We start from the raw sequence: 22066 nt of genomic DNA, 5'->3' as shown, positions 1-22066 counted from the left end.
CCGCGAGTCTAATCTAGTATAATGTAAGAAAGATGGATGGACTTGTCCATGCTTCGTCCTTAATCATAACGGATAGGTGGGAGTATTGCCTGATGAAAGGTAAAAATTTAGCCATTTTCTTCGGAGTTCTCGTCGTGCTCATCGTCGCATTGGTCGTTCTTAACAATTTCAAGAAAGATACGGTGTACGGAATGCCTTCGAGCGATCTATCCCAGCCAACGAGGGACCTTTTGGATGATCCGAATTACAACAACATTTTGATTCCGGACAAACTGGATCAAATGATCGCCGACAAAAATAGCTTCTTCGTCTATTATTTCTCGGCAAGCTGCCCTCATTGCTTATTCTCGACACCGCAGATTAAACCGATCGCGGACGATCTTGGCATTAACTTCCACCAGTTCAACCTGCTTGAGTTCCAGTCTTACCTGGGCAAAATGGACATCAACGCGACGCCAACGCTCGTGTACTACAAAGACGGCGTCGAAGCCGGCAGAATGGAAGGCGGCTTGAAAGAATCCGCCAATACCGTCGGTTATACGCTAGACGACTTCAAGAAGTTTTTCACCGACCATAAACCGGACGGAAACGATTAAGTCGGGAGGTAACGACTAATGAAAGCCAAATGGTTGCTCGCATTACCGACGGCGCTACTCACTTGCGGCATCGTGCTCGTCGCCTGCGGAAGCGGAGGCTCGCACGTCCATGCTACCAACAGCGAGACGTGGGAGCAAGAAGCGTCGCTCGCGGACATGCCGTCTTTCATCGACAATTTCTCGGTGCGTACGAAGCATTTGTATGCGATTGTCGGACAGTACGAGGAGCTAATGAAAACGGTGAACTGCTACTGCGGTTGCATGGAGTACGAGGATGACCCGCATGTCGGACTTTTCCGCTGTTACGTGGCGAGCAAAACCGAAGACGGCGTCACTTGGACGAACCATAGCGGCCTGTGCGGCATTTGCACCGAAGAACTAGCCGACATCGAAAAGTGGAGCAAGGAAGGCAAGTCCGACGAAGAGATCCGCCAGCTAATCGAGCAAAACTTCAATCCTAACTACAAAGCGTAAAATGCGAAAGACGGAACGAGAGGCTAGCTGCTTCTCGTTCCGTCTTTTTGTTAAGGCCGGTATCACCCGTCCCGCCGGGCCTTCTCCCAATTCGCAACCGCGTTTACGAGTGGCTCGTCCAACACGCCCAGCTCGAATGCCCGAAAAGGCGCATCCATAGGTCTTGCCGCGAGCGCAGCCAGCGAAGTTGCTAAGTCGCCGCGTAACCGAGCCAAATCGAGTCCTAGCACGACGTCGGCATAGACGGACAGCTTGGCTAAGCTAGCTTCCATTAACTTCACCGCTCCGGAGAAGTTATCGTTATGCCAGTGGTGCAAGCCGACGGCCGCTTGCAACAGTCCCTGCAGCAGCGGATGGCGTCCTTCCTCCAGCCATAGCTCCTCCATGACCTCGTGACACTCGTAGTAGTCAAGGTCCGTATTGAAATAGGAGATGAACGCCAAATAGCGTTCATCCCCCATCACATCGGCCAGTCCGTAAGCTTCCTTAGCCATGCCGAAGTCCCCGCCTCTCGCCACAACCGTCCCACGTAACGCATCCAGCTTACTCGTGTCCGCTTTTGCCCGCGCGATCGAGCGCCGACTGAATTTCCGCAGACAGCTCCTTGATTCCCCATACGTCGTCCTGTTCCCATAGCTCGTTGAAGCGGATTTGGAACTGCGCCGCCTCCCGTACTCTTCGGAAAAAATACAGCTCCTGAATTTCATTGAGCACCTTGTGAACGATAATCGAGCTCTCCTCGAAGTCCTGCTGCGCTTCGACGATCTCCTGGCGAATGCTCGACATTTCCAGATCGAGCTGGGTCGCGGCTTCCGCGGCTTTGCGGAGGCGCTCTTTCACGTGCTCGGGCAACTGATCTCTATATTTGTAATTCAGCGAATGCTCGATCGTTGCCCAGAAATTCATTCCGAGCGTCCGGATTTGGATTTCGGCCAACACGGGCTTCGAACCGAGCGACGTCTGCACGGGATATTCCACGATGAGATGGTAGCTACGGTATCCGCTATCCTTGAAGTTCGTTATATAATCTTTCTCGTATACGAGCACGAGGTCTTTGCGTTGCCGGATCAGCTCCGCCACGCGATAGATGTCGTCCACGAACTGGCACATAATGCGGATGCCCGCGATGTCTTCGATGCCCAGCTCGATGTGGTCGAGAGGCACGGATAGCCTGCGAGCCTTCTCCAAAATGCTGGAAATCCGCTTAACGCGGCCTGTAACGAACTCGATCGGCGCATATTCGTCCCTGGCTTTAAGCTCGGAACGCAGCGACTTCAGCTTTACCTTTAGTTCTTCGACCGCCTGCTGATAAGGCAGCAGAAACTTCCCCCAGTCTCTTCCGTCCATCATCGGCAAACCTCCTATCCCTTACTCTAACCACGCGAACTTCACCGGGCGACGCTGCGCTTATCGATGATCCGCGCCGACCGCTTGCGAAATGCGCGTAAACCCGTCTTGCTTAAGCCGTTTGAGCAGTCCGCTATGGATCGACTTCAGCAGCCCCGGCCCTTTATAGATGAGCGCCGTATATACTTCTACGAGGCTTGCGCCCGCCCGGATTTTGTCATAGGCGTCGTCAGCCGTGAAAATGCCTCCGGACCCAATGATCGGAAGCTTGCCTTTCGTTAGCGAATAGACGGCGCGAATGACTTCCGTAGAGCGCTCCGTTAGCGGACGGCCGCTCATGCCGCCCGTTTCGCCTTTGTTCGCGTGCGTCAGACCGTCTCGGCTAATCGTCGTATTAGTCGCGATAATGCCGGACATGCCGCTGAGCTGGATCGCTTCAGCCATATAAGCCAGTTGCTCTTGCGTATTGTCGGGCGCGATTTTAACGAGAATCGGCTTCGGCAATCCGCCATGACGCTCCGCTTGCTTGCCCATTTCGTCCTTGACCGCGTCGAGCAGCGAGCGCAGCTCGTCTCCATACTGGAGCGCGCGAAGATCGGGCGTATTCGGAGAACTAATGTTTACGACGAAGAAATCGCCGTACGGATATAGTTTCCGTACGCACTCGCGATAGTCGTCCGCCGCGTTCTCGTTAGGCGTCAGTTTGTTTTTGCCGATGTTCACGGCGAGCGGGATCGTACGCTTCGGTAGCTTCGCCAACCTCTCTGCCATTACGTCCGCGCCTTCATTGTTGAAGCCCATCCGGTTAATTAGCGCTTCGTCCGGCGGAAGACGGAACAACCGGGGCAACTCGTTGCCCGCTTGCCCTTTCGGCGTTACCGTTCCTACTTCCATGAAAGACAACCCGACTCTCGACAAGCCGGTTACCGCTTTCGCGTTCTTATCCAAGCCGGCCGCGAGGCCTACGGGATGCGCGAAATGCAGTCCGAACAGGTCAACCGCTAGCTCCGGCGCCGCTCTCGTTCCCCATATCGCGGACAATAGAGCCGGGACTCCAGGCACGCGAGCTGCGGACCCCATGCCGTCGACGATAAGATGATGGGCAGATTCGGGATCCATGCGGAACAAGAACGGTTTGGCCATTTTATACAACAACGAATTCAACTTCCCTTCCGATGATCGATGCGAGTAATAGTCAGATCCAATAGGTTAATGAACAAAACCTTTCGGGTAACAGTTTAGCCTTTTCGCAGGCAAAAGAAAAGGGCACATCGCCCATTCGCCATATCTTGATGCAATCTTTGAAAATCGACCGGAAAACGGGAGCTCGTCTGGCAATTTCGCCCGAAAACGTTTACAATGAATAAGTAAAAGTTGAACTATTCGATGAGAGGTTGATGAACGATGAGCGCACCCAAAAAAAGAGCCCCTGCTAATCCGCGTGCCCACAAACCGACTGAACAAGTGAACAAGAAAGCTCTCATCTGGCTCGGCGTTATTTTCGTGGCGGTCGTCGCCGTCGTAGCCGCATTGTTAATCTGGAATCCTTAACGGATCGTTGTTCAATCTAACCAGTCATAAACCTTATGGGGGTTTGTCTCGTCCTTCGCGTTGCTGAGCTTGAATCGCTCGGCAGGCACGCGGAGTTCGTTGGGCAAACTTCCTTTTGATATCGTTACTTTCGTTCCTAGCGGAACCATGTCGAACAATTCCTCGATATCTTCCTTCTTCATTCTGACGCAGCCAAGAGATTCGTCCTTCCCCATGCTGCCTGGCTTATCCGTGCCGTGGATGCCGTAGTCGCTATCCGATAACGTCATCCCTCTGCTTCCGAATTTCCCCTTATCGGTCCCATTCGGGTTGCGAACTTTTTCCGTAATGACGAACGACCCTTCCGGCGTCCGCCCGCCCCCCAAGCCTACTTCGTAGTTGCGCAAAATAACGTCGCCGCTCACGACCGCAAGCCGATGGATCGACTTATCGACGACGATCTCGACGGGCTGTTTCGTTAACGGCGCGAGCGCGCCAGCGGGCGTGCCTAAGCCGCTAGCCGGACCCGAGGCGGTCGGCCAACCGATCGTGGATGGCAGCTTGCCGTCTTGCTTATCGTTCAGTTCGGCCATAACCTCCGTGAACCAAGGCGTCATCTCCTCGCTCCACCCTGCGATCGTGTTATTTGGATAGTCCGCATTCAGCGCTTCCGGACTAGCAGGCCAAACGCCCTTGCGTTCATGGTAACTCAAGATCGCCGAACGCATCACTAGCTTGCTCTCTTGCATCGGTTTCCATTGCTTGATTTGCTGTTTCGTCGTACCCGGTTCTTGAGGCTTGCAGTTGCACGTCTTCGCATCGAACCAGTTGACGCCGGAGACGCCTTGCGCTTCACTCGCTACGACGGAAGCCAGCGGCTTGCCGCTTTTGAGCCAATCGTTCCACTTGTCTAGCGGCATAGCCTGAACGAGTAGATTAGCACGATCGTCCGTCGCTGGCATCAACAAAGAACCGAGTCCTTGTTCGGCTTGGTTAGCGTCACGCGCCGCCGACACGATGCCAAAGGCTGCTACGGACGCTACGGGAATCTGTACGGGCTGCGGCGGGACGACTTGCGCGTTATCGATCGGGGAAGCTTCCGCCGTCTCTACCGACTCGATAGCCGATTCGATTGGCGAAGCTTCTTGTCGATGCTGTTCCTTCGCTAATGCGTAAATCCCAAGCCCGATCGCGCCTAGGAGCACGACGAATACGCTGGCCCAAATCCAGAACGCCTTTCGCTCCTTCTTGTCCTCGTCCTCTTCTTGGGGATCAGGTAATGCGGGGGCCGGTTTTCCTTCGAACGCCGTATAGATGTCGCCCGCCTGGCCGAAGCAATAAGTTGCCTTGGCGGTATCTCCTTTGCTCTCATATTGCTTGCCGAGCAAATACCATGCCATTCGGCTATCTTCGTGCTTCAATAAATATTCTTTAAGGGGAAAAGCATCATCCACATCGGGTACGTGATCGTAAAAATGTTGGATTTGCGCTTCGATCCGTTTTTCTTTGCTCACCGTCGCTTACACGCTCCTTGCGATGTCCCGATCTCTATTTCTTTTATCGGCTAGCGGCGGGACGGAATGAAGAAAGCTCCGCCCCTTTCGGTTGCCCGAAGGGACGGAGCTTATGAATACGATGCTAAAGATCGAGGACATCCTCGGCTTATTAATTGAATTGCTTATTACGGATGACGACGATTTGCGCCGCTTGATCCCATTGCACGTCCAAGCCGCTTTCTTCCGCGAAGAAGCGGACAGGAATGAACAACCGGTTGCCCTTCTCGAACGTCGCGGCATTCAGCGTGATCTGTTGCGCTTTGCCTTTCACCGTCTTCGTCACCTTCTTGGATTTGCTTTTGATCGTGTAGACGGTTTCCCCATTGGTGAGGATCGCCGCTTGCGCTTTGTCGTCATAATCGACCGTATATCCAAGCGCCGTAGCTACGTTGCGTAGCGGGAGCATAACCGAGCCGGATTTCATTTGGGCCGGCACGTCCGTCGTAACCAACGCTCCGTCGTAAAGCACTTTGATTATTTTGTCGGCAGGCAACGACGCAGGCGCCGCGTACTTTTGCAGTACGCGCACTTTGTTGCCGTATTCGTCGACGATGACGAGACGTCCGTCCGCGAGCACCGTCACATCTGTCGGATGGTTGAATTGCGCGGATGCGGACACGCCGTCCGACTTGCCGAATTCGGTAGCGATGCCCGTCAACGTGCCGACTTGTCCGTCCTTCAGCGTACGGATCGCATGGTTCAAGCTATCCGCGATAATGAGCGTGCCGTCCGGCGTTACGGTCAATCCTTCTGGCGCGTTCAGGCGCGATTGAACCGCCGATCCGTCCACGTAATCTCCTTCGACGTAAGGCGCTTGCTTGTCCAACGTGCCGCCGCCGGCTACTGTGATGACCGTGCCTGCAGCGAAGTCTATGTAACGGATTCGCTGATTGCCGCGGTCGCTGACGTATAGATTGCCTTTCGCATCGATCGCAAGCCCGCTAGGCTCGTTGAACATCGCCGATGCGATCGGTCCGTCCTTGAAATTACCCGCGTAGTCGACGGCGCCTGGGAAATATTCGATCGGGCGATCGGAGTTCGCCGTCAGCGTCGTGACTTGGCCGTCTGCCGAAATTTTGCGGATCGCGTTATTCAACGTATCGGCTACGTATACCGTTCCGTTCTTGTCCACTGCCACGTCGGACGGATGGTCGAAGCTAGCCGCCTCGCCCGCGCCGTCATCCGAGCCGAGCTTGCCGCTGCCCGCCAACGTCGTTACTTGACCGTCTTTGCCAATGCGGCGAATGGCGTTATTCTCGCTGTCCGCGAGGAAGACGTTGCCTTGCGCATCGATCGCCATCCCGGCCGGATGTTCGAACGCGGATTTCAGCAATGGACCGTCGCCATAACCGCCGATCGGCAAGTTCGATTCGTCTTGGCCGAGATCCAAACCCGCATATGTCACCGTGCCGGTCGCCGACACCGCGCGAAGCAGATGGTTTTCAAAATCCGATACGAGCAATCGCCCGTCGGGGAGTGCCACAGCCGAATACGGATGGAAGAACGTCGTATCGTTCAACGCTCCGTTAGTGTGGCCGAGCTCGGATTTGCCAGTCCAAGTACGTACCTCGTACAGCTTGGACGACTTCGTCCAGCCCGTATCCGCAGCGGCGGATGCGAGAGTAGGAACGGAGAGCGCGAGAGATAAAGTCAGTGCGAATGATATTTTTGTCTTCGTGCGAATATTAGGCATTTTTTAAACTCCTTTGAGTGAAGGTGCTAGATTGCTAGTCAATGAGCAACCAAATCAATAGAGAACAGACTAGCGCGGAATGGTTACGGACAGCTTCGATGACACGATATATTGACCGTCCTGGACGACAACATAATAGGTTTCATCAGCGAGGCTGGCCTCTATGTGATACGTGCCATCACCCGATGGTTGAACGAGTTGGCCGCGACCATCGTAGACGCCGACGAACGCTTTGCCAGACGGCACCATTGCGGGATCGACAATTACATCGCCGCCCTCATAGTACAGTTCAGCCGGATCCCAATATGGGAAATCCTGTAGTGCGTAGTCGGCCGGATGGAGCGTTTCGATACCGTTATATATAACCAATTCGTATTCAGCATACAGTTGACGCGTAATCGGGTCTAGTAGCCCCATAGTGATGGAATTGACTCCTGGTAGCAGCCCGTATAACGTAAAATATCCATAATCTTGATTGAAATTGTTCGTGCACTCTACGTAACTACCATATACGTTCGGCGAAATGCAGAGCGTGTCCAGCGAATTCAGCGAGTAGATATCAAGCGAAGTTGCCAAGTCTTGCGAATTGACGATCCACTTATTATCTCCTCCGAATCTCGCATCCAAGAGAGTCGTATTATTCTCGCTATCTTTTGCATCGATTTCGTCTAACTGAAGTGGCGGTTGCCGCTCCCCAATGAATACGACAATTCTATAAATGCTCGTATAATCATTCCGGTCCGTCAATAGTAGCGTGTATTCGTATTTGCCAGGCTCTAACGTTGAGTTCTCCTTGAAATGCGCTAAATCGATCACTATTGGTTGATTCGCCTCAGGCGGCAGTTCATTACCTACATAATCTTCGCCTTGATCCAGTTCATAACCCATAAGCTTCGTGCCGTCCAACGTCATCGCCAGCCTTACGCCATTATCTTCATCATTGTCGATATGAGCGAAGTAGCAATTGTAGTACTCGCATTCGCCTCCGACTGCATTGCGTGTTAGCGGCAGCGATGCAACCGACTGGAATCCGTCCAAAGAATGTTCGATGGACCAACTTACCATTCCAGTAGGCTGATCGCTTCTATTAACGGTTAACTCGTACGTATACGATCCGAAGCCATAGTAATCAATGACATAGACTTTGAATTTATTGATACCGACATCTAAATTTAAGCAGAAGCCAGAATGCTCGTTGCAAGCAATGGAACTGTAATCTGATTCGAACGACATCTTTTGTTCGTCCCAGACCCCCGCAACGTAGAATCTATCTCCGTACTCGAAATAGGCTGGCAAGCTAATCCGTGAGACGTCGATGCCGACATCGGCGGTATATACGTTGCCTTCATGCTCGAAGTCTACCGATTCGCTTTCGTAATCCGGATAGAAGTTCAATTGATCCTCGAACACTTGCGCCCAATCTGTCTGCTCGATTTCGTTCCCGAGAGTGAATCGCAGCGCAAGCGAATGATGGCTATTTTGCAAATAAAGCGTGAATTCGTAGATTTCTCCGGCCATGAGCCCGCTAGCCTGCATGCCATTGACATCAACGCCTTCGCAATTCATGCTATCGCACGACAGCGTCGCAATATCGTATAGCGTCCCGTAACTCGGGTTAAACGTTATCGAATCGATCTCCGACGACGCAATCGCGCTAAACGTTCCCGACCATTTCGATTTCCAATTCAAGCTTTCCTCGGTATCCGTCGAGGTTGTAAAGCTAATACCTTCCGGCAAAGAAGGTCTAATGACCGTTAAAGTAAATCGCTTCGTATTGGCTTCGGTAGCCGGCTCGCCATGCGGCTTCACGTCGATCGTTATCGTCGTTAGTTCATCCATTAAAGGTATGTGATAACCGTCGTATTCATCGAAATAGGCTGGAACGCCATTCGCTACGACATTCAGATCGCCGCCTGCTAGCGGATTGGAATCCTCCAACGGGTCCAACGTCTCGATCTCGAGACGGATGTCATCTAGCATGTCTGGCACCTTAAGCTGATAGGTGCTTTCTTCCAATGGAATATGAACTTCCATTGGCGAAGGAGATGCAGAAATCTCATCCGAGTATACGTCGTAGACCAGCATAACCGACTTCAACGGAGCCACATAAGGCTCCACGCTAGGAGATCCGCTAGAATTGGAACCACCCGACCCTGTCGTACCGGTCGGCACTGTTCCTTGCTCCGCGTCCCGCTTAGCCTTGTCTTCCTTCAACCGGTCTTTCTCCAGTTGATCTAGCTGAGCTTCGTAATCGTCGAACGCCTTCTTCTGCTTTTTCTTCAGCAATTCGGCGTTCTCTTTTTCTTTTTTCTTTTTCTCGTCCTTTAGCTTCTGCTCTAACTCCAATTGCTTGTCCCGCGCTTCCTTTTCCAACTGCAAACGTTTCTCGGCATCTTCCTTCGCTTGCTTTCCTTTAAGGCGTTGCTGCTCCTGCTGCTTTTTCTCCGCATCCGTCAAGTCCAACTGTTTGCGGCTTAGATCGATGTTCGCCGCGTGCTCGTTCGCTTGCTGGACCAGCCTGCTAAGAGTCGCTTGGTCGATCTTATTCGCGTTAAGCGCTTGGTTGAGGACCGCTGCAAGTAGATTTTCGATATTGCCCTGCACGCGTTGCACATCATTTTGTTGGATTTGCATTTCGTTCATGTAAGCATCCTGCAATCGTCTATTTTCCTCGTTAATCTCTGCCGCTGCACGAAGAAAAGATTCTAGTATGACGGAATCCATCTCATCCACCAGCGCCGAAAGATCGACCGTCGCGGTCGTTATGTCCGATTGTCCCGAACCGTTCGTCGTAACGAGTGCGTTCTGCGTCGGATAGATGAACTGTTGCTGCTTTTTGTTTTTATCTGTGCCCGTCGTCTCCGTCGATACGACGCCCGCCGCTACCATTACGCTGGTCGCCCCCGTAACCGGGTCGACTACAATGAATAGATGCGTGCCCCGGACACCCATGACAGCGGTCGGCGTCTCCAACGTGAAGTTATCTTCCGCGCTCGTGATCGACTTGACGTCGGACCATGCGGAGCCGCTCCATATGCTGACTTTCGTCGTCGTGCCTTTCTTGTTCGACAGCTTGGAGAACGTCAGCTTCGAATTCGAGGATACCGTCATCCGGTCGTCCTCCGAAGTTCCGTTCGCGAATTGCAGCACCGCCGAACCATTCGCGCCTACGGACAAGACGTCGCCTTCGTTCAGGCTCATTTTGGCGAATGCCGAAAACTCCTTCGAGCCTCCGGCCTTCTTGACTTTAACTGTGCCTTTCATTTCCTTAATGACCGCGACGCGCGACGTAGCGGCCGACGACTCGTTCGCCCATACGCCGAGAAACGGCATGACGATCAGTAACAACGCCATCAATCGAATCAAACTTTTACGCATTAAGTGTTCTCCTCTCATTATTCGATAATGCCTAAAACTTCATATACTTTAATAGGATGGGATTTGCCTTTGAACATGCGATCCTCGCCCTCGTCGAAGCGGAAGAACGCTTTGGTTTTCTCGTACACTTGCTCCGAGACGTGGACTTGTCCCTTCTTCGTCTGCGACTCGATCCGCGCCGCGATGTTGACGTTGTCGCCGATCGCCGTATAATCGACCCGCAAATACGAACCGATGTTGCCGACAACGACGTTCCCCGTATGTATGCCGATGCCTACGTTGACCTCGCAACCGTATTTTTCGAGAATATCGTCGCGAATTTTGTTCATGCCCTGCTGAATCTCGTAAGCCGTCTTGACGGCCATACGCTCGTGTTCCTCGACGTTCAGAGGCGCGTTGAATAGAATCATCGCCGCGTCCCCGATAAATTTATCGATCGTTCCTTCGTTCTTAAGCGTCGTCTCGGTGATCATGTTGAACATCGTGTTCAACGTGTCTACTAGCTCGGGAGGCGTCAGCTTCTCCGATAGAGGCGTAAACCCGCGAATATCGAGGAACAGAATCGTAATCAGCTTCAAGTCTCCGCCAAGCTCGATATCGATGTCTTTCTCGACGATTTGCTTAACCAAATCCGGAGAAATGTATCGGCCGAACTGCCTCGTAACGAAGCTCTTCTGCACGCTATCCAAATACGATTTGAGCGAGACGTTGGCCAAGTATGCCAGTACCATCGCCAGCAACCCGTACACGATGTCGATTCGGAACGTCGCGGCGTCGTACACCGCGTACTGTCCGTAAAGGACGCCGAGCGCGACCGCTACGAAAATCAGGAACGAGTACACATTCTTTACTCGCCACGGCAGCCATAAGAACAAGGCGAACAGCAGCAACGCCAGCAGCATTTCCGCCCAATCCGGGCTATATGACACGTAAATGCCCGTCATCAGCTGGTTGGCGATATTTGCATGGGCATAGACGAGCTTGAAGCCTTTCTCGATCGGAGATACGCCGGTATCTTGACCCCCGTCGCTCGAGAGTCCGACCGCCGTGAAGCCGATGAAGACGACCGCGTCTTTGAACCGATCCGTCTGAGCCGTTCCGTTCAATACGTCGACGAAAGAGAACGTCGTGAAGTCGTCCGTCTCCAGCTGGTAGTCGATCGTGATCGTATTTTTGGCGACGGGCTCGTCGTTCTTCTTCGGGTCGGTCATGTCGTCGTATCGGCTAAGATCCGCGCCAGCCATCTCCGCGGCTTTGTAGGCGAGAGACGGAATGACTTCCCCGTCCGGTCCTTGCAGCTTAAGCCAAGTCTGCCGGATAACGCCGTCCGGGCTGCTGACCTTGTTAATGTGCGCCTGCTGCACGAGATCTCCGAACAACTCGTAAGGCTTTAACACCGACGAAGGCTTGATCAGCTCGTCCCGTTTAGCGACGGACGTACTGAACACATCGCCCATATTGCCAACGACGGGTAAAATCACGTTAGGATACGTGGAGAGCGCCTCGGCGAACGCCATATCGCTATCCGGATCGTTGCTTGGCTCGCTGAAAATAACGTCGAACGCAATCGCCTTCGGCATATTGCCTTCTTGGTTCAAATTAGCTAACAATTGCGCGTATACGTCACGCGGCCAAGGGAATTGCCCCAACGCCTCGATGGACGGCTCGTCGATCGTGACGACTATGATGTTAGGATTCTCGACATGATCTGCCGTGGCCTCCATATTGAAGTCCGCCAACAAGTTATCAAGCTTGGAAAGCGCATGGGAATGATAGAGAAAATATACCGCCGCTAACAAAATAACGTTCAGCACGATAGCGATCCGCTTAATCTTTTCCTTCAAAAGATATCCCTCCCACTCTAAGAAAATCGTTCCATATTCCCTTTTATTATAACTGAGGCTCTATGATTTTTGTTGAATTTTGTCCAAAAAATGACTAATGTGACGACAGTAATGCATAGAACGACAAAAAAGCCCTTTCCTAGGACTTAGTCCCTAGAAAAGAGCTTTGTTTCATCGCTTGTCAGTTAAGATTACATATTGAACGGAGAGTCCGCTACTTTAATCGAATCTGTAGGACATCCATCCGACGCGTCTTGAAGATCGTCGTACAAGCTTTCGGGAATTTCCTTAGTACCGTGATTTCCATCGCCGGCATAGATCGTTTCAGCAAGACCTTCATCGTCGTAATCATAGATGTCGGGTGCCGTCGCGCCGCAAGCGCCGCAAGCAATACAAGTGTCTTTATCTACATAGGTAAACTTGGCCATGGAATAACCTCCTAATATCAATACGACTCTAACGATAAGTAGTCCATCTACTGTTCAATATAATACAAAACGTATGCGAGATCAAACAAATTTACAGATCGGTTCCATCGCTATACGGTCTTAATAATCATTCTCATTGCGAGAATGGTTTTCGCGTAAAAAGTCTTTCTGCAGCGACGTCCCCCGGCGCTGCTTATTGCGAATGAGCGAGGAGGGATCATCGCCTAACATGCCCGCGGTCAGCACGGCGTCTTCTCCGTATTTGTTCCTCAGCTTATCCATGGCTAGGGTCAATTTGTCTTGCTTCGGTTGCCGTTCGAACGAGAACAAATCCAATTGCACGGGGGTCTCCTTCTTAGCGGTCAACGTTTGCAGCGTCACGCCGAGCAGCCTTACGGGATTTCCGGCATTCCAGTGGGCGTCCATTAGCCGGCAAGATTCTTGATAGACCGTCTGCGCATCGTCCGTTGCTTCCAGCATCGTGGCCGACCTCGTAATCGTTCGCATGTCCGGGTCGCGGATCGTCAGCTGCACCGTTCTGCATACCATGCCCTGATGACGGAGCCGTCTTGCCGTCTGATCCGCCAAATTCAGCAGCACGCGATGGTATTGCTCCCGCTCCGTCAAATTTTCGGGCAGCGTCGTCGTATGTCCGATCGACTTCGGCGCCTCGTGCACCGGCTCGACGGGAGCGTCGTCTGCTCCGTGGGCAGCCTTCTTCATCCATGCGCCGTAAACCCCGAACCGTTCTTCCAACATGCGCTCATCCGCAGCCGCCAGCTGTCCGATCGTCCGAATGTTGAGCCGTAATAGTTTGTCCGCGGTTTTCGATCCGATTCCGTACAGCGTCTGACAAGGTTTATCCCACAATAGCGCCGGAAAATCCCGCTTGCGGAGCACCGTCACCGCGTTAGGCTTGCGCATGTCGGACGCCATCTTCGCGAGCAGCTTGTTCGGCGCGACGCCGATCGAGCACGGGAGAGACAATTCCTCGCTCACCCTGCGGCGGATCGTATCGGCGATCTCCAGCGGCGTTCCGAATTGCGAGCTGCCCGTAATGTCGAGGTAACATTCGTCGATCGATACGGGCTCGACGAGCGGCGTGTAGTTGCCGGCGATCTGCATGAAGCCTTTGCTGTATTTGCGGTACAGGTCGAAATCGGGCGCGATCAAAATCAGCTCGGGGCAAAGGCCAAGCGCCTGCCGAACGGTCATTCCGGTCCGAACGCCGAACGCCCGCGCTTCGTAAGAGCTCGTAACGAGTATTCCCTTGCGTAGTTCCACGCTGCCCGCCACGGCGGTCGCCTTGCCTTTGTACAACTCGGGTTGCTCGGCGGCGTGCACGGAGCAATAAAACGCGTTCATATCGATATGAAGGATAATTCTGCGTTTGCTATCGCTCACCGTCGCCGCCTCCTTGTTGCCGTTAAGATGTAAGTTTCATTATACAAATAGATCGGATGCCGCGGCAATAATAGCGGATCGCTCTCTACATTTAATGCAAGCCATGCTATAATAGTTTAACTTGTTTTTTGATCCGAAGGAGGCTTTTCTTTACGCATGTCAACACCCTTATGCATATTCGATACGACCTTACGCGACGGCACGCAAGGTGAAGGCATCAGCCTGACAGCAGAAGACAAAGTAAAGATCGCGCTCAAGCTCGACGCTCTGGGCATCCACTATATCGAAGGCGGCAATCCCGGCAGCAACAGCAAAGATATCGAGTTTTTTAAGCGCGTGCGCGAAATGAAGCTGCAGGCTAAGTTGACGGCGTTCGGAAGCACCCGCCGCAAAAATATCGCCTGCGAACAAGACGTGAATCTGAAGCATTTGATCGAGTCCGGCGCGCAAGCGGCGACCCTTGTCGGAAAAACATGGGATTTCCACGTACATACGGCGCTTCAGACGACGCTTGAAGAGAACCTTGCGATGATCTACGAATCGCTTGCGTTCGTCAACCGCGGCGGGATGGAAGCGCTATTCGACGCGGAACATTTCTTCGACGGCTACAAGGCGAACCCGGAATACGCGCTCGCCGCGCTCCAGAAGGCGAAGGAAGCCGGCGCCGCGTGGATCGTCCTTTGCGACACGAACGGCGGAACGCTGCCTAATGAAATCGCGGAAATCGTCTCCCGCGTCGTCTCCGTCATCGATGCGCCGATCGGCATCCACACGCACAACGATTGCGAATTGGCCGTGGCGAACTCGCTGGCCGCCGTCACCGCGGGCGCGAGACATATCCAAGGCACGATCAACGGTTACGGCGAGCGCTGCGGCAACGCGAATTTGTGCTCGATCCTGCCGACCTTGCAGCTGAAAATGGGATACTCCTGCGTTAGCGACGATCAATTGAAAATGCTGACGAACGTAGCCCGTTACGTAGGCGAGATCGCCAACGTTCATCTACCGGTTAATCAGCCGTACGTCGGAAATGCCGCTTTCGCTCATAAGGGCGGTATTCACGTTTCCGCGATTATGAAAGATTCCAAGACTTACGAACACATCTCGCCTGACCTTGTCGGCAACAAGCAGCGCGTGCTCGTCTCCGAGCTTGCCGGCCAGAGCAATATATTGTCCAAAGCGCAAGAGATGGGCCTCGACATGCAATCGGACGGCTTGAAATCTCGCGAAGTTATTGACAGAATCAAGGAATTGGAGCATCAAGGCTATCTATTCGAAGGCGCCGACGCTTCGCTGGAATTGTTGCTTCGCGACGCCGCCGGCGGAGCCAAGCAAGTGTTCACGGTCGATTCCTTCAAGATCAACGTCGAGAAATCGAGCGGAACGCTGAATACGGAAGCGATCATGAAAATTACGGTCGGCGGAGAACAAGTGTACACGGTAGCGGAAGGGAACGGCCCGGTTAACGCGCTCGACAATGCCCTGCGCAAAGCGCTCGTACAATTCTATCCGGGTATCCGCGACGTACACTTGACGGATTATAAAGTACGCGTGCTCGACGAGAAAGACGCGACCGCGGCCAAAGTGCGCGTATTGATCGAATCGACTGACTTCAAGGACACTTGGAGCACGGTAGGCGTCTCCTCCAACGTTATCGAAGCGAGCTGGGAAGCACTTGTCGATAGTATCCGCTACGCCCTGCTCAGCATGGTGAAGGACGAAATTCCATCCGGTGGGCGTAGGGAAGAGCTCGGGTTAATCAATCACTAATCGGAATCATTAAAGAAGGCTGTGTCGCAGCTCATCGGGTGAATCGATGAGTCGCGGCACAGCCTTTTTGTCTATTCTACTCGCCCCATTTAAGAAGCGATCGCTTGTTCCAAGTACGTCTCCCATTGCTCTCTGTCGATAACGCCTTCGATTCGCTGGAGGATGACCCCGTTGCGATCGACGATGAAGCTCGTCGGATAAGAAAACACTTTGTACAAATCCCCGGCTTCTCCTTTGTCGTCGGTGAGCACGGGCATCTTGAACCCTTGCTCTTTCACGAAATCCTTCGCTTCCCTCAGCTTGTCGAACTTAGTTACGTTAACTGCATATAAGTCGACTTTGTCCTTATGCTTGTCGTATATATCGACAAGATCGGGAGCTTCCAGTTCGCACGGACCGCACCATGCCGCCCAGAAGTTAATGATCAATACTTTATCCCGCTTGCCCCCGACTTTAAATTCCGAAGTTCCGTCGAGCGACGCAAGCGTGAAGCCCGGTGCGATCGCGCCTTGCTTCGGAGCCTTCGAGATGTCCCCGTTGACGCCTTGCACGTCTTCGTACGAAGCTTCCGGACTGTTTTCCTGCGTACCGGCACTGCTGTTGCCGTTATTATTCGTAAGAACGACGACCACGACCGCCGCCAGCACTAGCGCTAATATTACGATGTTCTTTTTCATGTGCATCCTCGCTTTTCAAGCATTCCTCATTGCACTTATTCTACCCCATTTATCGTCTATGTTCCAAGCGTTGTCACCGAACTGTAACGCCTTTCGTCCGTCAAGCCAAGCGCATAGCCCCCAGCGTTCGCGGGTACATTAGGTCTGTTCTACACCCGAATTCATTCCCGCAAACTCGTTAGGAGGACCGAAACACGCCATGGCGGCTACAAAATCCAGATCAAGGCTCACCGTAACGTTCACTAGCGACATTACGCCAACACATGAAGAAGCCGAGAAGGCGAAGTCCGGCGACAAAGGCAAAACCGAAGGCGGTCGCAAAAGCAAAGTATGGGAATATATTGCGCTTGCAACCGTCCCGCTAGTCCTCGTGCTAGGCAATTCGATGCTCGTCCCCGTATTGCCTACGTTACGCCGGGAGCTTGCCATCTCGCAATTTCAAAGCAGCTTGGTCATCAGTTTATTTTCCATTTCGGCGGCGATCATCATTCCTTTTGCCGGGTACTTATCCGATCGGTTCAGCCGCAAAGCGGTTATCATCCCTTCGCTTATTATTTATGGCGGCGCGGGTATATTGGCCGGGTTCGGAGCCGTATGGGATTCCTATGGCGTGCTCATTAGCGCGAGAGCTCTGCAAGGGATCGGCGCAGCCGGTACGGCACCGATCGCGATGGCGCTAGTCGGCGACATGTACAAGGATGGACAGGAAAGCCAAGCGCTCGGGCTAATCGAGGCATCCAACGGCGCGGGTAAAGTCATTAGCCCGATCTTGGGCGCGTTGCTTGCGCTTATCGTCTGGTATGCCGCTTTCTTTGCTTTTCCCGCTTTTTGCGCGCTATCGCTCCTGGCGATCATTTTCCTCATCAAGGAACCGAAGCGACAACAAGAACCGAAGCCGATTCGCGAGTACATCCGCTCGATACGCAAAATATTCGCCAAGCACGGACGATGGCTCATCTCTTCGTTTTTCAGCGGCTCTTTGGCGCTATTCATTTTGTTCGGCGTACTCTTCTTCCTGTCCAATATTTTGGAGGATAAACCTTATTCCATCGCCGGCGTACGCAAAGGCTTCGTCCTGGCTATTCCTTTGTTCGGTATGGTCACGACCGCCTACATTACGGGTACCGTGATTCGGAAAAACGGCGTGCTCATGCGATGGCTCATGAATATCGGCCTGATTATGATGGTTGTGTCGCTCGCGCTGGCGATCTGGTTCAACTCTAACCTGTACGTATTTATCGGATTGTTGACCGTAAGCAGCATCGGCACGGGTTTGCTTCTGCCCTGCTTGAACACGATGATTACCGGCGCCGTCGAAAAGGCGGAGCGCGGCATGATCACGTCGCTCTACAGCAGCTTGCGCTTCTTCGGCGTCGCGTTCGGTCCGCCGTTGTTCGGTTGGATGATGAGCGTTTCGCACCGAATGGTGTTCATGACGGTATCTATTTTATCGCTAGTCGCGCTTGGTCTCGTCTTCTTCCTCGTTAAGCCGGGCAAGCAGGTGCAATAACGTTTAAATGCCGTTAGTGATTCCCGATTGCCTAGCTCTCTTCGTTCACGCATACTAGCGTATGAGAGGAGGCAATTTCGGTTATGTCCAACGTAATGAGCGTCAAGCTTGCGCAACAGATGAACAACGATTTGATCGCGGCATGCCGCAGCCGTCTTCCCCAAGAAGCATGCGGCGTCATCTACGGGAAGAAGTCCGAATCCGGCGAGACGTTAATACCCGACGGCTTCTCGCTCGTTCGCAACGTATCGTCCTCGGCTAACGACAGCTTCGCCTTCGACCGCAACGATTGGATCGCAGCCTGTTACGAAGCACAAAAAAACCAACGACACATCGTTGGCGTGTTCCATTCCCATCCTGCCGGCACTTGCGCGCCAAGCGTACGGGACGAGCAAGCGCTCGTGCCCTGGGAATCGTATTGGATCGTCGGCTTTGCCGGACCGCATCCGAATACAGCTGTATTCAAGCATACTGGCGACGAATGGATACCTTTACCGCTAACTTGCGTACCCTAGCGTTAATGTCGGCTTAAATAGGCGTATAACTCGCCCAATGAGGACACTTGCCGATTCGCGATCATTTTCAAAAAATGAAAGTATAGTTTGGCGGTCATAATCGAATCGTGCAGCGCATGATGGCGCGTCGTAACGGCGATGCCGTATCGTTCGAGCACTTCGTCGAGCCCGTAATGGATGAGCTTCGGTTCCAGCCACTTGGCGATCATCATCGTATCGACGACGCGATGCGTCAAGTTGACTTTGGAAGTCCGCCACAGCGCGGAATTCAGAAATTGCTTGTCGTGTCCGCTGCCGTGGCAGATCAGTACCCGCTTGCCCGCGAAGTCCATGAAATCATGCAAGCTTTGCATAAGGTCCGGCGCTTTCTCCGCCATTTCGTTCGTAATACCCGTCAATTCCGTAATATGTCTAGGGATTTTACGTTTCGGATTTACGAGCTGATAGAACGGTTCCGCGTCCTCGAATTGATCGCCGCGAATATGCACTCCGCCGATCGATATAATTTCATCCCCGTTATAAGGGTTAAATCCCGTCGTTTCCAAGTCGAACACGACTGCTCCCATCTCCGAGAGCTGCATTTCGAGCGAACTTTCTTTGCGTTGATCCCGCGACATCGAACGAATGAACGCCATTTGCTGCGCATTGGACATGCCTAGCATTGACGCGATCGCCGGCGTCAGTCCACCCATTTTGTAGAGATTCCACATTCTCCCCATCGAATTCGTGCTTTTGGGTGGTTCCTTCATTCCTCTCACCTCCCGCCGAAGCGGCCCTTCATCTCCCGTTCAACCTTCCGTTGATAAAATTTACCCGCCTTCAGCGCTTTTTTGAGCGGTAGCATAAGCTCTTTCGTGAGCCTTGCCCGCGAAATTTTACCCGTTCCGATCATTTGGCCGTCTTCGCCCGCGATCGTAGCGATCAGCCTTAACCGCAAGAAGAAGGAGAACGCCTGCGAAGCCGTCTCGGCCTCTCCGATCGTCAGCAAGCCGGAGTGGCGCAACGCGGCGATTCTGCCGAGCGTGCTAGTCTCTCGAATCCCTGACCGCAAAGCCAACAGCCGAAACGCGTTAACCATCGGGATATACGCGCCATATTTAATATCCAAGCTTCCGGCATCGTCGCCGTACGGCTCCCTTAGCAACTGTCCGAAAAAACCGAGCAGCACTTTGTGCCTTAGCGTGTTCTCTAGCATTCGTTGCGCGATAATCGGATTGCCTAGCATATCGTTGAAAAAACGATCTTTAAGCTGATCCGCGAGAGCGACATGACCCGCGATCGGTCGGACGTCCGCCGCTATCAGCAAGTAACGGACGTTCTCCCAGTTCGGTTCGGTAAACCACCTGTCGATCTTGCTTTCCCACTCCGATATCGGCAAGCACCATTCGGCGTTAGATGCGATAACATTGCCTTCGCAAGGCGGATAACCGAGCGCGACTAGAGATTGCACGATGATCTCGGCAAGCCGTAAATAATAGTGACGGTAGCGCGTTGCTTGTTCTTCATCCGCCGGATTCGCGTACACGAGACCGCTATCCTGATCGCTGCACATCGTCTGCTCCGAGCGACCTCCGCTGCCGAACAACAAATATGCGTAAGGCACGGGAGGGGCGCCATGCCCCAACCGTGCCATTTCGATTTCCGCGAGCTTAATCGTCCTAGCGATCAACGCGTCATGCAGATGATTTAAGGCATCCACCACCGCATGAACCGGAGAGAAGGAGATTTTAGCCGATAACCGGCTTTGCTCCGACTCTCGCATCGACCTTAGCTGCTCAAGGTTCTCGGCGACGGCGATATCAAGCAACCGCTTCTCCCGCGGGGGATTAGACATGCGGCTTATGCCTCCTAATAAGGTCGCCGGTAGGTGATTGCTGAATTAGACCGACGTGCCAGCTTTTTTCATTTGTTCCGGATAGCCGTAGTTGCCGTGTTCGCTGAGATCGAGACCGATGATCTCTTGCTCTTCCGTTACGCGGAAGCCGATCACTTGTTTAACGATCCACAGTACGACGAACGATGCAGCGAATGCGAACGCGCCGCACACGACGACGGATTCGAATTGTACCCACAATTGCTCTCCGCCACCGCCGTCTAACAAGCCGGGTTTACCGACGCCTACTTTGCCGACCAGCTCTTTCGTTGCAAAAATACCATTCGACAGCGTGCCCCAGACTCCTGCCGCGCCGTGTACGGACAAGGCGAAGATCGGATCGTCGACTTTGATTTTCTCGAAGAACATAGCGCTGAAGAATACAAGCGTACCCGCTACAAGACCGATTACGACCGCAGCCCACGGTTCAACGTAAGCACAAGATGCGGTGATGGCAACGAGACCGGCCAAAGCGCCGTTCAGCATCGCCGTAATATCTGCCTTGCCTTTTACGAGCCAAGAGATAAGGAGCGCTGCTACCGCGCCGCCTGCGGCGCCGAGTTGCGTGTTGAACGCGACGTATCCGAAGAATCCATCGCCTACTGCAAGCGCGCTACCTGCGTTGAAGCCGAACCAGCCCACCCACAGCAACAATACCGCAAGCGCCGTGAATACTTGGTTATGACCGAGAATTTCGTTGGCGGATCCGTCTTTGTTGAATTTACCGATACGCGGTTTCAACAAGATCGTTGCCGCCAAGGCACCCATGGCGCCCGTTAAGTGAACGACCGTGGAACCGGCGTAGTCTTGCGCGCCGTCATCGGCGAGCCAGCCGTAGCCCCAGATCCAGTGAGCGATAACCGGATAGATGACCGAGGAGAACACGATCGTGAAGATTAAGTATGCGGATAGCTTAGCACGCTCTGCGAAGCCGCCCCATGCGATGGAGAGAGATACCGCCGCGAATGCCAGTTGGAATATGAAGAAGATCGAGGAAGGATAGCCTTCTCCATCGCCTGCCGTCAAGCTTGGTTCGAACAGGAAGCTTCCGGTACCGATAAATTTGTTCAGCGATTCGCTTGCTTCCGTACCGAACGAGAAGCCGTAACCTACGGCCCAGTAGATCAAGGAGCAGAGACCTAACGTGAAAATCGTCTTGCCTGCTACGTGACCCGCGTTCTTCATCCGGGTGGAACCGGACTCCAGCAAGATGAATCCGCCTTGCATGAGCAGTACGAGTACGCCCGCGACCAATACCCAAATCGCGTTCAGTCCCATGTTCAGCTGCGCTACGGATGGATCATCCGCAAATGCAAGCGTTGGAAACAGGACAAGCAGAGCCCCAATTGCTAACAAACTTTTCTTGACCACGACAACCACTCCCCACATGTAATGTTTCATGACACAATAAGAAAGACTTAGTGTCATTATAGGTTGATCTTCACGATTTGACAATACGTTTTTTGTAAAT

The 22066-nt window shown here is 53.0% G+C and carries 19 protein-coding genes; 6 read left to right on the top strand and 13 right to left on the bottom strand.

From position 1 onward, the window contains the following. The first annotated feature begins 92 nt into the window (after positions 1-92). Positions 93-596 (top strand): thioredoxin family protein, encoded by a 504-nt coding sequence (locus ACFPQ4_RS06875; RefSeq protein ID WP_378111042.1) that lies wholly within the window; start codon positions 93-95, stop codon positions 594-596. Positions 597-614: 18 nt separating this feature from the next. Continuing rightward, positions 615-1070 (top strand): PCYCGC motif-containing (lipo)protein, encoded by a 456-nt coding sequence (locus ACFPQ4_RS06870; protein WP_378111041.1) that lies wholly within the window; start codon positions 615-617, stop codon positions 1068-1070. A gap of 62 nt (positions 1071-1132) precedes the next feature. On the opposite strand, the gene ACFPQ4_RS06865 is transcribed toward ACFPQ4_RS06870, so the two are convergent. The 3 genes from ACFPQ4_RS06865 to ACFPQ4_RS06855 are packed head-to-tail and all read right to left on the bottom strand — an operon-like array spanning position 1133 to position 3572. Further along, positions 1133-1564, bottom strand: a complete 432-nt coding sequence (locus ACFPQ4_RS06865) for a DUF309 domain-containing protein (RefSeq protein WP_378111040.1) — start codon at positions 1562-1564, stop codon at positions 1133-1135. Between the two features lie 49 nt (positions 1565-1613). Continuing rightward, a complete protein-coding gene (gene yjbM / locus ACFPQ4_RS06860) occupies positions 1614-2417 on the bottom strand; it encodes a GTP diphosphokinase (protein ID WP_378111108.1) in 804 nt (267 codons plus the stop codon). A gap of 60 nt (positions 2418-2477) precedes the next feature. Next, complete coding sequence (locus ACFPQ4_RS06855; RefSeq protein ID WP_378111039.1) at positions 2478-3572, bottom strand: quinone-dependent dihydroorotate dehydrogenase; 1095 nt, start codon at positions 3570-3572, stop codon at positions 2478-2480. A gap of 249 nt (positions 3573-3821) precedes the next feature. On the opposite strand from ACFPQ4_RS06855, the gene ACFPQ4_RS06850 reads away from it, so the two are divergent. Further along, positions 3822-3968, top strand: a complete 147-nt coding sequence (locus ACFPQ4_RS06850; protein WP_378111038.1) for a hypothetical protein — start codon at positions 3822-3824, stop codon at positions 3966-3968. Between the two features lie 11 nt (positions 3969-3979). Here ACFPQ4_RS06850 and ACFPQ4_RS06845 read toward each other — a convergent pair whose 3' ends face one another. The 6 genes from ACFPQ4_RS06845 to ACFPQ4_RS06820 form a co-directional block, all read right to left on the bottom strand. Beyond that, the gene (locus tag ACFPQ4_RS06845) at positions 3980-5461 is read right to left on the bottom strand and encodes a L,D-transpeptidase (protein WP_378111037.1); all 1482 of its coding nucleotides are present in this window, start codon (positions 5459-5461) and stop codon (positions 3980-3982) included. A gap of 151 nt (positions 5462-5612) precedes the next feature. Next, positions 5613-7196 carry a stalk domain-containing protein gene (locus tag ACFPQ4_RS06840; RefSeq protein WP_378111036.1) on the bottom strand — a complete coding sequence of 528 codons (1584 nt, stop codon included), beginning with the start codon at positions 7194-7196 and terminating at the stop codon, positions 5613-5615. 69 nt (positions 7197-7265) lie between these two features. Beyond that, complete coding sequence (locus ACFPQ4_RS06835) at positions 7266-10574, bottom strand: FecR domain-containing protein (RefSeq protein WP_378111035.1); 3309 nt, start codon at positions 10572-10574, stop codon at positions 7266-7268. A 17-nt stretch (positions 10575-10591) separates the two neighbouring features. After that, complete coding sequence (locus tag ACFPQ4_RS06830) at positions 10592-12418, bottom strand: CHASE2 domain-containing protein (protein WP_378111034.1); 1827 nt, start codon at positions 12416-12418, stop codon at positions 10592-10594. A gap of 191 nt (positions 12419-12609) precedes the next feature. Beyond that, on the bottom strand, positions 12610-12846 hold the full coding sequence (locus tag ACFPQ4_RS06825; protein WP_378111033.1) for a ferredoxin: 237 nt from the start codon (positions 12844-12846) through the stop codon (positions 12610-12612). Positions 12847-12966: 120 nt separating this feature from the next. Next, positions 12967-14250: a DNA polymerase IV gene (locus ACFPQ4_RS06820; protein WP_378111032.1), complete on the bottom strand. Its 1284-nt coding sequence runs from the start codon at positions 14248-14250 to the stop codon at positions 12967-12969. Positions 14251-14406: 156 nt separating this feature from the next. Here ACFPQ4_RS06820 and cimA point away from each other — a divergent pair, with 156 nt between their 5' ends. Beyond that, on the top strand, positions 14407-16020 hold the full coding sequence (gene cimA, locus ACFPQ4_RS06815) for a citramalate synthase (protein WP_378111031.1): 1614 nt from the start codon (positions 14407-14409) through the stop codon (positions 16018-16020). Positions 16021-16109: 89 nt separating this feature from the next. Here cimA and ACFPQ4_RS06810 read toward each other — a convergent pair whose 3' ends face one another. Continuing rightward, the gene (locus ACFPQ4_RS06810; protein WP_378111030.1) at positions 16110-16697 is read right to left on the bottom strand and encodes a TlpA family protein disulfide reductase; all 588 of its coding nucleotides are present in this window, start codon (positions 16695-16697) and stop codon (positions 16110-16112) included. A 199-nt stretch (positions 16698-16896) separates the two neighbouring features. Here ACFPQ4_RS06810 and ACFPQ4_RS06805 point away from each other — a divergent pair, with 199 nt between their 5' ends. Then, positions 16897-18207 (top strand): MFS transporter, encoded by a 1311-nt coding sequence (locus ACFPQ4_RS06805; RefSeq protein ID WP_378111029.1) that lies wholly within the window; start codon positions 16897-16899, stop codon positions 18205-18207. 83 nt (positions 18208-18290) lie between these two features. Further along, positions 18291-18722 carry a M67 family metallopeptidase gene (locus ACFPQ4_RS06800; RefSeq protein WP_378111028.1) on the top strand — a complete coding sequence of 144 codons (432 nt, stop codon included), beginning with the start codon at positions 18291-18293 and terminating at the stop codon, positions 18720-18722. A gap of 2 nt (positions 18723-18724) precedes the next feature. On the opposite strand, the gene ACFPQ4_RS06795 is transcribed toward ACFPQ4_RS06800, so the two are convergent. From ACFPQ4_RS06795 to ACFPQ4_RS06785, 3 genes are read right to left on the bottom strand one after another with little or no spacing between them, the layout of a single operon-like run. Beyond that, positions 18725-19471, bottom strand: coding sequence for an exonuclease domain-containing protein (locus tag ACFPQ4_RS06795; RefSeq protein ID WP_378111027.1), 747 nt, complete (start codon positions 19469-19471; stop codon positions 18725-18727). A 5-nt stretch (positions 19472-19476) separates the two neighbouring features. Continuing rightward, a complete protein-coding gene (locus tag ACFPQ4_RS06790; protein WP_378111026.1) occupies positions 19477-20556 on the bottom strand; it encodes a DUF294 nucleotidyltransferase-like domain-containing protein in 1080 nt (359 codons plus the stop codon). Positions 20557-20601: 45 nt separating this feature from the next. Beyond that, complete coding sequence (locus tag ACFPQ4_RS06785) at positions 20602-21966, bottom strand: ammonium transporter (protein ID WP_378111025.1); 1365 nt, start codon at positions 21964-21966, stop codon at positions 20602-20604. Positions 21967-22066: the final 100 nt, after the last annotated feature.

Origin of the sequence: Cohnella yongneupensis (assembly GCF_042655785.1) — a bacterium.
GTDB lineage: Bacteria > Bacillota > Bacilli > Paenibacillales > Paenibacillaceae > Cohnella > Cohnella yongneupensis.
Note: the sequence above shows the minus strand (reverse complement) of the source record. Positions and strands in the feature narration are given on the sequence as shown.

What these genes read in the sequence shown, in the direction of transcription:
- ACFPQ4_RS06875 (WP_378111042.1), top strand. Translation starts at nt 93, where the DNA reads ATGAAAGGTAAAAATTTAGCCATTTTCTTCGGAGTTCTCGTCGTGCTC.
- ACFPQ4_RS06870 (WP_378111041.1), top strand. Translation starts at nt 615, where the DNA reads ATGAAAGCCAAATGGTTGCTCGCATTACCGACGGCGCTACTCACTTGC.
- ACFPQ4_RS06865 (WP_378111040.1), bottom strand. Translation starts at nt 1,564, where the DNA reads ATGGCTAAGGAAGCTTACGGACTGGCCGATGTGATGGGGGATGAACGC.
- yjbM (WP_378111108.1), bottom strand. Translation starts at nt 2,417, where the DNA reads ATGGACGGAAGAGACTGGGGGAAGTTTCTGCTGCCTTATCAGCAGGCG.
- ACFPQ4_RS06850 (WP_378111038.1), top strand. Translation starts at nt 3,822, where the DNA reads ATGAGCGCACCCAAAAAAAGAGCCCCTGCTAATCCGCGTGCCCACAAA.
- ACFPQ4_RS06840 (WP_378111036.1), bottom strand. Translation starts at nt 7,196, where the DNA reads ATGCCTAATATTCGCACGAAGACAAAAATATCATTCGCACTGACTTTA.
- ACFPQ4_RS06835 (WP_378111035.1), bottom strand. Translation starts at nt 10,574, where the DNA reads ATGCGTAAAAGTTTGATTCGATTGATGGCGTTGTTACTGATCGTCATG.
- ACFPQ4_RS06825 (WP_378111033.1), bottom strand. Translation starts at nt 12,846, where the DNA reads ATGGCCAAGTTTACCTATGTAGATAAAGACACTTGTATTGCTTGCGGC.
- cimA (WP_378111031.1), top strand. Translation starts at nt 14,407, where the DNA reads ATGTCAACACCCTTATGCATATTCGATACGACCTTACGCGACGGCACG.
- ACFPQ4_RS06810 (WP_378111030.1), bottom strand. Translation starts at nt 16,697, where the DNA reads ATGAAAAAGAACATCGTAATATTAGCGCTAGTGCTGGCGGCGGTCGTG.
- ACFPQ4_RS06805 (WP_378111029.1), top strand. Translation starts at nt 16,897, where the DNA reads ATGGCGGCTACAAAATCCAGATCAAGGCTCACCGTAACGTTCACTAGC.
- ACFPQ4_RS06800 (WP_378111028.1), top strand. Translation starts at nt 18,291, where the DNA reads ATGTCCAACGTAATGAGCGTCAAGCTTGCGCAACAGATGAACAACGAT.
- ACFPQ4_RS06795 (WP_378111027.1), bottom strand. Translation starts at nt 19,471, where the DNA reads ATGAAGGAACCACCCAAAAGCACGAATTCGATGGGGAGAATGTGGAAT.
- ACFPQ4_RS06790 (WP_378111026.1), bottom strand. Translation starts at nt 20,556, where the DNA reads ATGTCTAATCCCCCGCGGGAGAAGCGGTTGCTTGATATCGCCGTCGCC.